Below are 16,359 nucleotides of genomic sequence, written 5' to 3' on the forward strand. Positions count from 1 at the left end.
GGCGGCGAAGAAGACCACCGCCGCCAAGAAGACTGACCGCAGCGGCCAAGAAGGCCGCGACCAAGAAGGCGACGGCGAAGAAGGCGGCCGAGGCGCCCGTGGAGGCCCCGGAAGCGGTCACGGAGGCCCCCGGGGCAGCCGTGGAGGCCCCGGCGGAGGAGACGGCGCCCGCGAAGAAGGCGGTCCGCAAGACGGCGGCGAAGAAGACCACCGCCGCCAAGAAGACGACCGCAGCGGCCAAGAAGGCTCCGGCCAAGAAGACGGCCGCGAAGAAGGCGCCCGCGAAGAAGGCGACGACGCGCAAGACGGCGGAGTCGCCGGAGGGCGCCGAGTCCTGAGCGGTGTCCTGAGCGGTCCGCCGCGGTGAGAGGCCGCCCCCACGCGGGGGCGGCCTCTCCGCGTACGGGGCGCACGGCCGCCGGGGAGCGCACGGCCGCCCGGACGCCGCCGTGCCCGCCCCTTCCGCCCCCGCTCCGCGTCCCTTCCGCTCCGGTTCCGTCCGGGGAACGCCCACCGGCGTCGCTCCGGGGCCGGTTTGACCCTCTGCGCGGGGGCCCCGTACTCTTGGCCCTTGGCGTCTTTGGCGCCACCTTCTGAGCACCCCACCTCCGGGCGGGCGGCGTCCTCGCCGTCATGAGCCCCGGGGAGGCCGCTCATCCCTCCTTCGGTGGACCGGGGTTCTCCCCTGCCTCCGGCGGGCGGCTGGCATCAGGAGGTCCCGTTTTCGAGCACAGAGAGTGAGATCCGCGTGTACGCCATCGTGCGCAGCGGTGGTCGCCAGCACAAGGTTGCTGTCGGCGACATCGTTGAGGTTGACAAGATTTCCACTGCCAATGTGGGCGACACGGTCGAGCTCTCGACCCTGCTGCTCGTCGACGGCGAGGCCGTCACCAGCGACCCGTGGGTGCTGGCCGGTATCAAGGTCGTGGCCGAGGTCGTCGACCACCACAAGGGCCAGAAGATCGACATTCTGCGCTACAAGAACAAGACCGGCTACCGCCGTCGTCAGGGCCACCGCCAGCAGTACACGGCGGTCAAGGTCACTGAGATCCCCACGGCTGCGAAGTAAGGGACTGAGGAGACATGGCACACAAGAAGGGCGCGTCGTCCACCCGGAACGGCCGCGATTCCAATGCTCAGCGGCTCGGCGTGAAGCGCTTCGGCGGTCAGGTCGTCAACGCCGGTGAGATCATCGTCCGCCAGCGCGGTACCCACTTCCACCCGGGCGCCGGTGTCGGCCGCGGCAAGGACGACACCCTCTTCGCGCTCGACGCGGGTGCGGTCCAGTTCGGCACCAAGCGTGGCCGCAACGTCGTGAACATCGTCCCCGTCGTCTGATCGCACGCATCGGCGGCGCGTGACGGCACGCGTGGTTTTCCGCGAGGGCGGACTCCCTCCCACCGACAGCACCGGCGGGAAGCGAGTCCGCCTTTCGCGCGTTGTGCGGCCATGGGGTGCGATCCCGCACCATGGACACAGCTCGTAGCACTTTTCACCCGCAGTACTGGAGGCACACCCATGACCACCTTCGTGGACCGCGTCGAACTGCACGTCGCCGCGGGTAACGGAGGCCACGGCTGCGCCTCCGTGCACCGGGAGAAGTTCAAGCCGCTCGGCGGCCCGGACGGCGGCAACGGCGGTCGCGGCGGCGACGTGATCCTCGTCGTGGAGCAGTCCGTGACGACGCTCCTCGACTACCACCACAGCCCGCACCGCAAGGCCACCAACGGCAAGCCCGGCGAGGGCGGCAACCGCTCCGGCAAGGACGGCCAGGACCTCGTCCTGCCCGTCCCGGACGGCACCGTCGTGCTCGACGGCGCCGGGAACGTCCTCGCCGACCTCGTCGGCCAGGGCACCAGCTTCGTCGCCGCCTCCGGCGGGCGCGGCGGCCTCGGCAACGCCGCGCTCTCCTCGGCCCGCCGCAAGGCGCCCGGCTTCGCGCTGCTCGGCGAGCCCGGCGACGCCTCCGACCTCCTCCTGGAGCTCAAGACCGTCGCGGACGTCGCCCTCGTCGGCTACCCGAGCGCGGGCAAGTCCTCGCTCATCTCGGTGCTCTCGGCCGCGCGGCCGAAGATCGCCGACTACCCCTTCACGACGCTCGTCCCCAACCTCGGCGTCGTCACGGCCGGCGAGACGGTCTTCACCGTCGCCGACGTGCCCGGCCTCATCCCCGGCGCCAGCCAGGGCAAGGGCCTCGGCCTGGAGTTCCTGCGGCACGTCGAGCGCTGCTCGGTGCTCGTGCACGTACTGGACACCGCCACGCTCGAATCCGACCGCGATCCCCTCTCCGACCTCGACGTCATCGAGGAGGAGCTCCAGCAGTACGGCGGCCTCAACAAGCGGCCCCGCGTCGTGGTCCTCAACAAGATCGACGTGCCCGACGGCAAGGACCTCGCCGAGATGGTCCGCCCCGACCTGGAGGCCCGCGGCTACCAGGTCTTCGAGGTCTCGGCCGTCGCCCACACCGGGCTGCGCGAGCTGAGCTTCGCTCTCGGCGACCTCGTCGCCCGCTACCGCGCCTCCAGGCCGAAGGAGGAGGCGACGCGCGTCGTCATCCGCCCCAAGGCCGTGGACGACGCCGGGTTCACCGTGACGCTGGAGGACAACGGCATCTACCGCGTCCGCGGCGAGAAGCCCGAGCGCTGGGTGCGGCAGACCGACTTCAACAACGACGAGGCCGTCGGCTACCTCGCGGACCGCCTCAACCGCCTCGGTGTCGAGGAACAGCTCATGAAGGCCGGCGCCCGCGCCGGGGACGGCGTCGCGATCGGCCCCGAGGAGAACGCCGTCGTCTTCGACTGGGAGCCGACGATGCTCGCGGGCGCCGAGATGCTCGGCCGCCGCGGCGAGGACCACCGGCTCGACCCGCTGCGCCCCGCCGTGCAGCGGCGCAGGGACCGGCAGGCGGAGCGCGACGAGGTGCAGAAGCAGTTCGAGGGCTTCGACCCCTTCGGCGAACTCTGAGCACGCCCCGGCACGCGGGCCCCGCCCTCCTCCGGGAGCGCGGGGCCCGCCGCGTTTCCCCGCCCGCGGCCCCACGGAGTAGCGGCCGTCCGCGCGACGGAAGCACCCGGAAGGCGGACGTCTCCGCGCGCGGCGCGCACACCGCTGCGAACGTGGGGCCATGTCTGCCGTCCCGCCCCGCCTGAGCGTCATCGTCCCCGTCTACGACGTCGAGACCTACCTCCCCGCCTGCCTCGACTCGCTCGCCGCGCAGACCCTGCGCGAGATCGAGATCGTCGTCGTGGACGACGGCTCCCCGGACGGCTCGGCCCTCATCGCCGAGGAGTACGCCCGGCGCGACCCCCGCTTCCGCCTCGTACGGCAGGAGAACCAGGGGCTCGGCGCGGCGCGCAACACCGGCGTCGACGCGGCGCACCCCGCCGCCGAGTTCCTGGCCTTCGTCGACAGCGACGACATGGTCCCCGCCGACGCCTACCGGCTCATGCTCGCGAGCCTCGACGCGAGCGGCTCCGACTTCGCGACCGGCAACGTCCGGCACATCGACTCCCGGCGCGTCTGGCAGTCGCCCATGCACCGCTTCCTCGGCGCGGGCGCCGAGCGGCGCACCCACGTGACGCGCAAGCGGAAACTCCTCACCGACCGCATCGCCTGCAACAAGGTCTTCCGCAGGGACTTCTGGACCCGCCACGGCCTGCGCTTCCCTGTCGGCGTGCTCTACGAGGACACCCCCGTCATCGTCCCCGCGCACTTCCTCGCCGAGGCCGTCGACATCGTCTCCGAACCGGTCTACTACTGGCGGATGCGCGAGGGCGAGGCCGGGCCCTCGATCACCCAGCGCCGCACCGAGCCGAAAGCGGTACGGGACCGGGCGGCCGCCGTCACCGAGGTGAGCCGCTTCCTCGCGGGCCGCCCCGAACCCGGGGCCGCCGCGCTGCGCGCCGCCTTCGACCGCAACGTCCTCGTCAGCGACCTGTGGGCCTTCCTCAAGGTCCTTCCCGAGGGCGACGACGCCTACCGCGCCGCGTTCCTCCGCGCCGCCAACGCCTTCCTCGACCGCGTCGACCCGCGCACCGTCCACGAGCTGCCCGCCCACGCGCGGATCAAATGGCTCCTCGTGCGCAAGCACGAGATCCAGCCGCTGCTCGGCATCCTCGCCGAGGAACGCGCGGGCGGCCGCGGGCGCCTGCACGGCGGGCTGCGCAAGTACGTCTCCTACGAGAGCGCCCCCGCCACCGGCGGGCCGCTGCCCAAGCGTGTCCACCGCGTGGACCGCGACCTGCACCTGCTCGCCACGCTGCGCAGCCTGTCCTTCGAGGAGGGCCGCCTGCGGCTCACCGGGCACGCCTACATCGACCGGATCGACCAGCCGGGCCCGCTCAGCGCCGTCAAGGCCCTCGCCCTCGTCGAGGAGGGCACCGGGCGCCGCCTCGTCCTGCCCACCCGCAACGTCCACTGCCCCGAGGCGACCGTCCTCTCCGGGCGCGGCCAGCACACCTACGACTGGTCCGGTTTCAGCCACCTCGTCGACCCCGCCCGGCTGCGCCCGGCCGAGGGCTGGCGCGAGAGCGTGTGGCGGATCGGCGTCGTCCTGGCGAGCGGCGGCCTCGTGCGCCGCCGCGGGCTCGCCGCGAAGGGCCCCGACACGGCGGGCAACCCCCCGTACCAGTGGCTCGACGCGGACCACCGGCTGCTGCCGTACAGCGAGCACGGCGTGCTGCGGCTGCGCGTCGAGCGGGTCCGCGCGCTCATCACGGGACACCACCCGCTCGGCGAGGACGCCGTCGGGATCACGGGCACCCTGCGCCACCCGCCGGCCCCCGGCGACCGGCTCGTGCTCCGCCTCACCAACCACAGGACCGGCGAGAGCCACGACCACGACTGCGAGGTGCGGCACGGCACGGAGCGGGCGGACTTCACCGTACGGGTCCCGCTCGACACCGTCGCGCTGCTCCCCGGGAGCAGTGCCGACAGCGGCGAGACGGCCGAGGCGGGCCAGGAACGCGAGGACGCCCGCGCCGCCGCCGACGCCGGCGGGGGCACCGCCACCGCGGACGCCGACCTGCGCCCCGTACCCGCGCCGGAGACCGGGAAGCCGGACTCCCCGTCCGGCACCCCCGCGCCCGTCGCCGCCGCCGCGCTCCTCGCCGCCCGCAGGGCCTGGAGCACGAGCCTCGTCGTGATTCCCGCGACGGGCCCGCGCCGCCACTACTCCACCGTCGTGCGCGACGGTCTCGGCGACCTCCAGGTCCGGCTGCCCGCCTCCCTCGCGCCCGGCGCCGAGGGGTACGAGGTCGCGCTCCTGAGCGGCAGCAACGGCTACCTCAAGATCGTCGGGCGCGCCGTCCAGGCCAGGCTGACCGAGGTCACCTGGGAGGACGGCGCGTACACCCTGCGCGGCAGCGCGCCCCTCGGCCTCGAAGGCGCCGCCCTCGTCCTCACGGCACGCGACCGTTTCGAGGAGCACACGGGCGAGGTGCGCCCCCTGCCCGGCGGACGCTTCGAGGCCCGCTGCACGCCCTCGCGCGCCAACGGCGGACTGCCGCTCACCAGCGGACGGTGGAACTTCCTCCTGCGCGTCCCCGGGCAGCCGCTCGACGTGCCCTGCACCATCGACCGCCTCGCCGTCCCCGCCTTCCCCGTCACCGGCACGGCCGACGGGCGCGCCTACGAGCTCCAGGCCCGCTGGCACGACTTCCCGCAGCTCCACTGCCACTCCGAGCTGCGCACCCACGAGCGCGGCGCCTACCACCAGGCCCGGCTGCGCAGGGACGTCTACGAGGCAGGGCGGAGCAAACCGCTGCGCGACGCCGTCCTCTTCATCAGCTACAACGGCAAGCAGTACTCGGACAGCCCGCGCGCCGTGCACGAGGAACTGGTCCGCCGGGGCAGCACGCTCGAACAGCTCTGGCTCGTCCGCGACGACCAGGCGCGGCTCCCGCCCACCGCGCGCAAGGTGCGGCTGTGGAGCGAGGAGTGGTACGACGCCCTCGCGCGCGCCCGCTACATCGTGACCAACGCGCATCTGCCGCACTGGATCGAGCGCCGCCCCGGCCAGGTCGTCGTGCAGACCTGGCACGGCACGATGCTCAAGAAGATCGGCCTCGACATCGAGGCCCCCGCCTTCAACCCCGACTACCACGAGCAACTGCGCGCCGAGTCCCGGAACTGGACCTTCCTCGTCTCCGCGAACCGCTTCAGCACGCCCATCCTGCGCCGCTCCATGGGCTTCGACGGGGAGATCCTGGAGACCGGCTACCCGCGCAACGACGTGCTCTACGCTCCCGACCGTGCCGAGCGCGCCAAGGAGATCCGCGAGGCCCTCGGCGTCCCGCCCGGCAAACGCGTCATCCTCTACGCCCCCACCTGGCGCGACGACGACGCCCACGGCCAGGGCCGCTTCCGCTTCGACCTCAAGCTCGACACCGCGCGCGCCCGCGCCGAACTCGGCCACGACCACGTCCTCCTGGTGCGCCCCCACTCCAACACCGTGGACGGCGTCACGGGAGCGGGCGACGGCTTCGTCATCGACGTCTCCGGCCACCCCGACATCTCCGAGTTGTACCTGGCCGCCGACGTCCTCGTCACCGACTACTCGTCCGTGATGTTCGACTACGCGCACCTGCGCCGTCCCATGGTCTTCTTCACCTACGACCTGGAGCACTACCGCGACACCCTGCGCGGTTTCTACTTCGACTTCGAGCGCAACGCCCCCGGCCCCCTCGTCCGCACGACCGGCGAACTCCTCGCGGCCCTGCGCGACATCGACCGCGTCACCGCCGACTACAGCGAGCGCTACCAGCTCTTCCACGAGGAGTTCTGCGACCTGGACGACGGCCACGCGACGGAACGGCTCGTGGAGCGGATGCTGGCGGAGGGAGCGGCGGGGGCGCCCGGCGCGGTGGCGGCGTCGGGCGCGGCGGGGGCGTCGGGGCCGGAGGAGGCGGCGGCGCCGGAGGGGCCGTGGAGCGGCGGGTGATGACTCCCCTCACATTCCCGCTCCCGACGCATCCAGCGGGCTCCCCTCCGGGTCTGTACCTTGGGGCCTTGCGCCCCGAGCACCGGCCGGGGCTGTCGCGCCGGTCCCGCACAGTGCTCCTCTGGACGGATCGACGCGGCAGATGTAGGGAAGCGGGAGACGTGAAGATAGCCTTTCTGGTCCGGGACCTGTGCCACATGGGCGGGGTCGTCAGCGCCACGCAGAACCTCGCCGGAGCGCTCGCTCAGCGGCACGAGGTGGAGATCGTCGCGCTGCGCAAGGTGCGGGACCAGTCCTACTTCCCGCTCGACCCCCGCGTCCGCGTCCGGGTCCTGACCGACATGCGCCCGCACGCGCCCGAGAGCGACCTCGACGACCCGCTCGCGCACGAGTTCCCGAAGGTCTACCCGGTGGCTCCCACCGAGAAGAAGCCCAGCGTCGGGCGCCTCGGCGAGAAGCGGCTGCTGCACTACCTCGCCACCACCGACGCCGACGTCGTGGTCAGCTCCAGCCCGCGCAACACGATCATGCTGTCCTACGCCGAGGGCGACTACCTGCGCGTGACGCAGGAGCACTCGATGCCCTCCATCTACGCGGACTACTACCGCAACCGGCTCTTCGAGGCGTACCAGGCCCTCGACGTGCTCACCGCCGTCACGCCCGAGGAGGTCCAGAGCATCGGGCGGCTGGTCCCGGCGGTCCGCAACCGGCTCGCCCCGATGCCCAACTGCGTCCCGGCCTCCCCCACCCAGGCCACCGGGCGCAACAAGCTCATCGTCACCGCCGGAGTCCTCACCGGGAACAAGAACCACCTCGCCCTCATCGAGGCGTTCCGGGTCGTCGTGGACAAGCACCCCGACTGGCGGCTGCGCATCTACGGCGGCGGCGCGGAGCAGGCGAACCTGCGCGCCCGGATCGAGCAGCTCGGCCTGTCCAACTCGACCCTGCTCATGGGCCCCACCGCTCCCGTCTCGCCGGAGTTCGCGAAGGCGTCCGTCTTCGTGCTGCCGTCCAAGCGCGAAGCCTTCGGCAACGTCATCGTCGAGGCCATGGCCGCCGGGCTGCCCGTCGTGAGCTTCGACGCCGACCACGGCCCGCGCAACATCATCACGCACGGCGAGGACGGCCTGATCGTCCCCAAGAACGACAACGACGGCCTCGCCGCCGCGCTCCTGGAACTCGTCGAGGACGAGGACCGCCGCCGCCGCATGGGCCGCGCCGCCGTGCTCAAGGCCGTCGCCTTCCAGGAGACCGCGAGCAGGGAACGCTTCGAGGCGATCCTCGCCGACGGCTTCGCCCGGCGCGCCCTGCCGCGCCAGGTGGGGGTCCGCACCACCGACAACGGCTCGCTCGTCGTCTCCACCCGCGAACCCCTCCCGGCCGGCGCGGAGGACGGCGCCGTCCTCGTGGCCCGGCCCGCCGGAAAGGCACCGGGCGGCGAGTACACCTTCCCCTTCGCCGCCGAGGGCACCGCGTTCATCCCCTGGCGGGCCGGACTGCCCGAGGGACGCTGGGAGTTCTCCCTGCGCGTCGCGGCCGGCCACGAGGTGCCGCTGGTCACCGACGGCTTCGGCATCGACACCCGCGAGATCCTCGGCGTCCCGCTGCCCCGCCCGGCGGACGGCCCCGCCATGGAGCTGCTGCTGCCCTACCTCGGCCCGCACGAGCGGCTGTGCGTGCGCAGCACCGTCCGTCCCGCGCACGCCGAGGGCGGGGCGATGAAGGTGGGGGACACGGCCGCCGACGCCGAGATCGCCCTGTGGGGCGCCGAGACCGGGCCGGGCTGCGAACTCGAACTCGTCCTGCGCGCCGACGCCAACCGCGTGCTGAGCTTCCCCGCCACCGCCGAACCGGACGGCGAGACGCGGCGCGTCCGGGCCCGTATCGACTTCTCCCTCCTCGCCGCGCAGCACACGGGTGAGGAACGGATCTGGGACGTGTTCCTGCGGCCCGGCAAGGACGCGCCCCGGGTACGCGTGTCCAAGCTGGCCACCGACGTACTGGAGCCGATCGGCGTCTACACCTACCAGCGCCCCGTGGTGAGCCGCCCCGCGCAGCCGCACACCGGCGCCGAGGCCGAGGCCCCCTCGCGTGCCGCCGCACGCGGCGGGCTCTTCCGCGCCCGTCCGCTCGCGCAGCCGGGAGCCGCGAAGGAGCGGGTGGAGATCCGCCCGTACTACACCGCCGCCGCCCAGCTCGCCTTCAAGACGGTCACGGCCACCGGCTGACCGCGCCGCTCGCGCGAAGGGCCTCGGTCACCGGATCTCCGGTGGCCGAGGCCCTTCGTCGTGTCGCCGGCGGCCGCTGCCGCCCGGGGGGCCGGGCGGCACCCGGCTCAGCGGTAGCGCGCCTCCTGGGCCTGCTTGAGCATCCGGTCCACGACGCGGGCGGAGGCCATGCCGTCGTCCAGGTCGCAGAACTGGTAGTGGAACTCCTCGAACCGCTCGCGGTAGCGGGCGGACACCGCGCCGATGTCCGCGAGCGCGTCCACGAGTTCCTCGGACGTGGAGACGAGCGGGCCGGGCGAGGACTTCTCGAAGTCGAAGTAGAAGCCCCGCAGCTTGTCGCGGTAGTGCTCCAGGTCGTACGTGAAGAAGACCATCGGCCGGCGCAGGTGCGCGTAGTCGAACATCACCGAGGAGTAGTCCGTGACCATGACGTCGGCGGCCAGGTACAGCTCCGCGACGTCCGGGTGCTCCGAGGCGTCGATCACGAAGCCGTTGCCCGCGCCCGGCACCGCGTCCACCACGTTCGAGTGCTTGCGGACGACGAGGACGTACTCGTCGCCGAGCCGCCGCTGGGCGTCCTCCAGGTCGATCCGCATGTCGAAGCGGTACTGGCCCGCGCTGTGCGTCTTGTCGTCACGCCAGGTGGGCGCGTACAGGACGACCTTCTTGCCGGGCGGCACGCCGAGGGTGCGCCGGGTGGCCTCCGCGATCTTGTCCCGGTCGGCCGCGTACAGCTGGTCGTTGCGCGGGTACCCGGCCTCCAGGATCTCCCCGTCGTAGGAGAAGGCCCGCTTGAGGATCGGGGTGCTGAAGCGGTTGGAGGAGACGAGCAGGCTCCAGTTGTTCGCCTCGACCGCCAGCCGGTTCTGGTACTCCTTGTCGAAGTACAGCGTCTCGATGTCGTGGCCGATCTTCTTGAGCATCGTCCCGTGCCAGGTCTGGACGATGACCTGACCCGGCCGCCGCTCCACCCACTCCGGCAGGTGCCCGTTGGTCACGATGTACCGGGAGGTGGCGAGCGCCTCGAACCACTCGGTGCCCCACATGCGGACCTTCTCCGCCGTCGGCGGCAGCGCGACCTGCCCGTCGCGCACGGCCCACAGGTGGCGCAGCGCCGAACCCCGGCGCAGCAGCTCCTCGTGCATCGCGCGCGGGCTGTCCGAGTACTGCTTGCCGTTGTAGCTCAGGTAGAAGACCTGGTCGCGCAGCGGCGCCTGCTCCCGCAGGGTCTCGTACACGGAGCGCCGCAGCTGGGCCTGCCGGGTCGGGCCGCTCTCCATGTCGCTCAGCTCGGTACGGCAGTTGAGCTGCGGGAAGAAGCCCCACAGGTTCTCGATCCAGTAGCGGCGCTCGCCCAGCGTGGCGCGCAGCGGGAACTGCCGCAGGGCCAGCCGGTCGTTGACGAAGCTCAGCTCGGGGACGTTCTCGTCCTGCCCGCGCAGGTGGAAGTTCCAGCGCCCCGCCTTGAGGGGGAGCCCGCCGTCCTTGCCGCCGAGCGTGGAGGGGTCGAAGGAGACCGAGAACGTACCGTCCTCGTTCCAGTCGACCGGGACGGTCCGGTGCTCGAAGCGGCCCCTGGCCTTGAGGACCAGGGCGTCGCCCACGCGGGAGCGCGGGGCGTGCCCGCGCAGCGTCAGCGCGCCGTTCTCCTCGGCGACCCGGGTGAGGACCGCGCGCTGCGTACGGCCGACGATCTTGAGGTAACCGTTGTTCCCCGAGGTGATGGCCACCTCGTGGTGCTCGTGCGCGATGCCGGGCACCGGAGGCAGCTCGAAGCTGAGGTCGGCCAGACCTTCGGCGACGACGCTGCTGAACCAGCGTTCCGTGCCGTCCGCCTTCTTCGCCACGAGGACGGTGCTCCACTGCCGCTTCTTGGTGCGCGCGGCCTCCTCGCCCTCCTCCTGGGCGATCGCCGCGTCGGCGATCGGGACCCGGGCGTGGAAGGTGCCCAGGCCGACGGAGGCGTTCACCTCGGCCGGGTACTCCATGCGCTCACCGGACTGCGGGTTGCTCAGCCGCAGGTAGAGGCTCTCCTCGGCGTTCAGCTCGGTGCGCAGCTCGCCCCCGATCACCAGGTCGTCACCGGACCTGCGGCGGTCGGTGATGAGGACCTTGACGCGCTCCAGCCGCATCTTGAGCGCGCCGCGCTCGGCGTAGGGCACGAGCCGGTGGTCGCGGTCGAGCCAGTGGTAGAGCGGGAAGTTCGCCCCGGCCGAGCCCCGCGCCCAGACCGCGCCGCGCCGGACGAGGCCGGAGGCGTGCACGTTGATGCCGACGTGCCAGACACCCTCGATCCACTTGCCGCCCTTGCGGAACTTGCCCGGGTCGATCGCGAGCTCCCAGCCCGCCCAGTCGTAGTTGTGGATCTTCTCGCCGGAGGTCGTGGTGCGCACCGGGCTGTGCACGTTGTGCGCGGGCAGGAACATACGGCGTCGGGACTTGTCCAGGGTGAGCTGGACGACCTTCACGACGCCGCGCTTGCCCGGCATGTCGATCTTGTCGATCCACGCGTCGCCGCGCAGCACGAGCTTGCCGTTCTCCCACTCGACGGACTCGATGGGCGCGCGGAGCGAGAGGTCCGGGTCGATGCGCAGGAACGACTTCGGCAGCGTGAGCCCGCTCTTCTCCAGCGGGGCGAACTCGGCGTACTTGCGCAGCGAGCCGCTGACCCCGACCGGGTCCTTGCGCCGCTGCGAGGCGAGCAGCGCGAGAAGCTCGGTCAGCGCGTGCTTGCGCACCAGGAGCCACTGGACGCGCAGGTCGGTGGGGAGCGCGAGGACAACCTCGGGATCGACCGTGTCGAGGTACTTGTTCGCCGCCTTGAGGAAGGCCGCGTGGTACTCGGCGTCCCCCTCGGGCAGGACGCGCAGGAACAGCCGCAGGTCGTCGCGGAGCACCCGGTCGTCGTACTGGTGCTTGTACTTCGTCCACTCGGCGCCGGAGCGGGCGGTGAGGAACTCGCTCACCACCAGGCAGGCGTCGACCCGGTCGCGCACGCCCTGCGGCTCGGTGCGCCGCTGGGTGATGGAGAGGCCGGCCTCGCCCTCGCGCAGCCGCCAGAAGTAGACGGGCTCCCCGATGATGTCGATGGCCCGCGCCCGGTAGTGGGCGGTGACGGTGACCGGGGTGTCCTCGTACCAGACGCCCTCGGGGAACCGGCCCGTCCCCTCGTCCCAGAAGGTGCGCCGCCACACCTTGTTGCAGGCGATGCGGTCGGCGACGAGGGCCGGGCGCTCGGATATGTGGGTGCGCCGCACCGCCTGGCCCGACAGCATCTTGAGGAGCGGCACCTGCCAGGTGTTCTCCCCGCGCAGGTGGTGCACGTTCCCGGTGGCGAAGTCGGAGCCGGACTCGTCGAGGCTGGAGACCATCAGCCGGTAGGCGTCCGGCGGGATGAGGTCGTCGCTGTCCACGAAGGCGAGGTACTCGGAGCCGGGGCTGACGTGCTCCAGGCCGGTGTTGCGGGCCGCGCCGAGGCCCGCGTTCGCCTTGCGCACCAGGCGGAAGCGCTCGTCCAGCTCCGCGTAGTCGGCGGCGATGCGGGCCGAGTCGTCGGGGGAGCCGTCGTCGACCATGATGACTTCGAGGTCCTCGAAGGTCTGCGCGCGCAGCGAGTCCAGACAGGCCGGGAGATAAGTCTCCACGTTGTAGATGGGAACGATCACGCTCAGGCGCACGGCCACGGCGAGCGGTCCTTTCGTCAGGCCCACTGGGCGTGGGGTCGGGGCTGATCGGCCGCTGCGGAGGACGGCGCGGGAAGGGCGAGCTCGGAGGGGGAGGGGACCGGGGTGCGCTCGGCGACCGGGGTGACGGGCCGGATCAGCTGTTCCCCGAGGAAGACGCGGCGCACGACGCGTTCGGCGGCGTGCCCGTCGTCGAACTCGCAGAAGCGGCGCCGGAAGGCCGCGCGGTCGGAGGCGGACTCGGCGTCGCGCCACTCGTCGGAGCGCAGGATGTCCACGAGTTCCTCCTCCGAGAAGGCGACCGCGCCCGGGGGCTCGTCGCGCAGGTCGAAGTAGGTGCCCCGCACCGTGGAGTAGATGTCCCAGTCGTCGGCGTAGATGACGATGGGCCGGTCCAGGGTGGCGTAGTCGAACATCGCCGAGGAGTAGTCCGTGATGAGCGCGTCCGAGGCCAGGTAGAGGGTCTCCACCCGGGGGTGCGCCGAGACGTCGATGACGCGCGCGCTGCCGTGCTGTCCGGCGAGCGGGCCCGACGTGTCGTAGAAGTAGTGGCCGCGCACGAGGATCGCGGTGTCGGGGCCGAGCCGGGCGGCGAGCGCGGCCAGGTCGAGGCGGGGGTGGAACTCGCGCTCGTAGTCGCGGTGCGTCGGCATGTAGAGGAAGGCGGTCGTGCCCTCGCCGAGGCCGAGTTCCGCGCGGGCGGCGCGGACGTCGTCGGCGGTGGCGTTGACGAGCACGTCATTGCGCGGGTAGCCGCTCTCCAGCGTCGTGTAGTTGCTCGGGTACACGCGCTCCCAGATGCGGGTGGAGTACCCGTTGGAGCTGAGGCTGTAGTCCCAGCGGTCCACGCGCTCCATGAGCTTGGTGAAGTCCATGCCGGTGGAGACGGGGTAGTCGCGCTGGTCGAGACCCATCTTCTTGAGCGGTGTGCCGTGGTGGGTCTGGACGTGAATCTGTCCTTCGCGCTTGACGAGGGTGTCGGCGAAGTTCACGTTGTTGACGAAGTACGTGGCGCGGGCGGCCATCGCCCAGAACTCGCGGGAGCCGACCGGGACGGCGTGCACGCCCGCGGGCACCTTGGCCATCCGGTCGGGGCGTATCGCCCACACCTGGCGTATGTGCGGGGCGAGCCGGCTCGCCTCGGCCGCGACGGCGGCCGGGTTGCAGCTGACGGACCGGCTCCAGTACGAGGAGAACAGGGCGAGGTTCGGGTCGAGGTCGGCCTGCCGGTGCGAGCGGTACAGCAGCCCCATGGCCTTGCGCTTGGACTGGTTGATCGTCTGCCGGGCGGCGGTCTTCGCGACGCGGCGGCCCTTGGCGGCGTTGCCGACGCCGGACATCAGCAGGAAGTTGTCGCGCTCCAGGAGGGCGTACTTGTAGCCCTTGCCGCCGCTCGGGCGGACGAAGCCCTCGGGCAGGTGGTCGCGGTAGTCGGCGGCGGCGCGGTGGAAGAACTCGGCCCGCGCCTCCTCGGGGAGCCGGCCGGGCTCCTTGATGATCTTGAGGTAGTGGTCGATCATCCGCTCGAACATCGCGGTGTGCCAGTGGGCGCCGTCGGGCAGCGCGTCGAGGAAGTCGTACACGCGCGCGTACTGGTCGAAGACGTCGAAGTGCTTGCGGCTCACGGTGCGCAGGATGTTGCCGCCCTCGCGCCGCTGCCGGTAGTGGACGCACACCCGGTCGAGCACGGCGAGCGAGCCGGCGGCGAGCAGCGTCGCGTAGGTCCAGGGCGTGTCCTCGTAGTAGCCGGGCGGGAAGCGCAGCCCCAGCTCCTCGATGAACTCCCGTCGGTACGCCTTGTTCCACGCGATCTGGAGCAGGCTGAGCAGCTCGGGGCGTTCGCGCAGCGGGAAGGCGGCGGCGCCCTCCTCGGTGAGGAGGGCGCTGCGGGTGTTGCGCAGGAGCCGGCCGTCCCAGTACGTGCGGGCGTAGTCGTAGATCAGCACGTCCACGGGGCCGGTCGCCTCCAGGCGCGCGGCCATCGCCCGCAGGCTGCCGGGGGTGAGCGTGTCGTCACTGTCGAGGAAGAGAACGTACTCCCCGGTGGCGCGGGCCAGTCCGGCGTTGCGGGCGCCGCTCAGCCCGACGTTCTTCACCAGGTGCAGGGGCGTGATCCGCGCGTCGCGGCGCGCGAACTCGTCCAGGATCGTCCCGGAGGCGTCGGGGGAGCAGTCGTCGACACCGATCACTTCGTAGTCGTCGAAGTCCTGCGCCAGTACGGAATCCAGGCAGGCGGCCAGATATCCCTGCACCTTGAAGACGGGCACGACGATGGTGAATCGGGGCATTCTGGACCTGTTCCGCAATCAGATGACGAAGACCGCAAGTGGTGCTCGCGACAGCGGCCCGCAATGAGCGCCGCCATAGCCTATGTGATTCATACGATGTTCTCTAAGAGACGGTAGCCGCGCGCGGAAGACATAGGTTGTTCGCTTTCTTTCTGTTAGTCGGAGCAAATGCCGACAAAGACGGAGGAAGCGCGGAGGGAGTCAGTGGCATGAACGGGTGATTCCGCTCACTCCCTGCCACCCATGTCATGCTCGTTGCCGAGTTCCGACAAGGCAAGGGAAGACGAGAATGACGTGGCTGGTCACCGGCGGGGCCGGGTACATCGGGTCGCACGTGGTGCGGGTGCTCGCGGGGGCGGGGGTGCCGGTCGTCGTCTACGACGACCTGTCCACGGGCGACGCGGCGCGACTGCCCGCGGGGGTGCCCCTGGAGACCGGGAGCGTGCTCGACCGGGCACGGCTCGACACGGTCCTCGGTGAACACGAGGTGACCGGAGTCCTGCACATCGCGGGCAAGAAGCAGGTCGCCGAGTCCGTCGAGGTGCCGCTGCACTACTACCACGAGAACGTCGAGGGCCTGCGCGTCCTGATGGAGGCCATGCGGGCCGCCGGGATCGACCGGCTCGTCTTCTCCTCCTCCGCCTCCGTGTACGGGGTGCCCGAGGCCGAGCTGGTCACCGAGGACACGCCCTGCCTGCCGATCTCCCCGTACGGCGAGACGAAGCTCATCGGCGAGTGGCTGCTGCGGGACGCCTCCGTCGCCCACGGGACGCGCACCATCGCCCTGCGGTACTTCAACGTCGTCGGCGCGGGGCTGCCCGAACTCGCCGACAAGGGCGCGGCGAACCTCGTGCCCCTCGTCTTCGAGCGCCTGGACGCGGACCGTCCCCCGCTCGTCTTCGGCGACGACTACGACACCCCGGACGGCACCTGCGTCCGCGACTACGTGCACGTGCAGGACATCGCCGAGGCCCATCTCGCCGCGGCCCGCCGCCTGGAGGAGGCCCCCGCGGGCACCGCGCTGCGGCTCAACATCGGCCGAGGCGAGGGCAGCTCCGTACGGGAGATGATCGAGCGCATCCTCAAGACGACCGGCCGCACCGAACTCGCCCCCGAGGTCGTCCCGCGCCGCCCGGGCGACGCGGCCCGCTGCGTGGCCTCCGCCGACGCGATCCACGCGGAGCTGGGCTGGAGCGCGCGGTACGGACTGGACGAGATGA

Annotated in this window: 8 protein-coding genes and 1 pseudogene; 7 read left to right on the plus strand and 2 right to left on the minus strand. The window is 71.8% G+C overall.

The window, feature by feature from the left end:
- The 6 genes and pseudogenes from SSBG_RS32790 to SSBG_RS20430 form a co-directional block, all read left to right on the plus strand.
- Nucleotides 1–338 (plus strand): annotated as a pseudogene (locus SSBG_RS32790) (DNA-binding protein); the annotation flags it as partial.
- Nucleotides 339–748: 410 nt separating this feature from the next.
- Complete coding sequence (rplU, locus tag SSBG_RS20410; protein ID WP_008747959.1) at nt 749–1,069, plus strand: 50S ribosomal protein L21; 321 nt, start codon at nt 749–751, stop codon at nt 1,067–1,069.
- Between the two features lie 14 nt (nt 1,070–1,083).
- Nucleotides 1,084–1,338, plus strand: coding sequence for a 50S ribosomal protein L27 (gene rpmA, locus SSBG_RS20415; RefSeq protein ID WP_008747960.1), 255 nt, complete (start codon nt 1,084–1,086; stop codon nt 1,336–1,338).
- Nucleotides 1,339–1,518: 180 nt separating this feature from the next.
- Nucleotides 1,519–2,964, plus strand: a complete 1,446-nt coding sequence (gene obgE, locus SSBG_RS20420) for a GTPase ObgE (RefSeq protein ID WP_008747961.1) — start codon at nt 1,519–1,521, stop codon at nt 2,962–2,964.
- A gap of 160 nt (nt 2,965–3,124) precedes the next feature.
- Entirely contained in the window at nt 3,125–6,940 is a 3,816-nt protein-coding gene (locus tag SSBG_RS20425) for a bifunctional glycosyltransferase/CDP-glycerol:glycerophosphate glycerophosphotransferase (protein ID WP_008747962.1), read from the plus strand.
- A gap of 161 nt (nt 6,941–7,101) precedes the next feature.
- Nucleotides 7,102–9,168: a glycosyltransferase gene (locus SSBG_RS20430; RefSeq protein ID WP_008747963.1), complete on the plus strand. Its 2,067-nt coding sequence runs from the start codon at nt 7,102–7,104 to the stop codon at nt 9,166–9,168.
- 107 nt (nt 9,169–9,275) lie between these two features.
- On the opposite strand, the gene SSBG_RS20435 is transcribed toward SSBG_RS20430, so the two are convergent.
- Together SSBG_RS20435 and SSBG_RS20440 are read right to left on the minus strand one after the other, a co-directional pair.
- Nucleotides 9,276–12,851, minus strand: coding sequence for a bifunctional glycosyltransferase/CDP-glycerol:glycerophosphate glycerophosphotransferase (locus SSBG_RS20435; protein WP_037871683.1), 3,576 nt, complete (start codon nt 12,849–12,851; stop codon nt 9,276–9,278).
- Nucleotides 12,852–12,868: 17 nt separating this feature from the next.
- Entirely contained in the window at nt 12,869–15,139 is a 2,271-nt protein-coding gene (locus tag SSBG_RS20440) for a bifunctional glycosyltransferase/CDP-glycerol:glycerophosphate glycerophosphotransferase (protein WP_008747965.1), read from the minus strand.
- 289 nt (nt 15,140–15,428) lie between these two features.
- Here SSBG_RS20440 and galE point away from each other — a divergent pair.
- A partial coding sequence (galE, locus tag SSBG_RS20445) for a UDP-glucose 4-epimerase GalE (protein ID WP_037870254.1) occupies nt 15,429–16,359 on the plus strand: 931 nt, incomplete at its 3' end.

Source organism: Streptomyces sp. SPB074 (genome assembly GCF_000154905.1).
GTDB lineage: Bacteria > Actinomycetota > Actinomycetes > Streptomycetales > Streptomycetaceae > Streptomyces.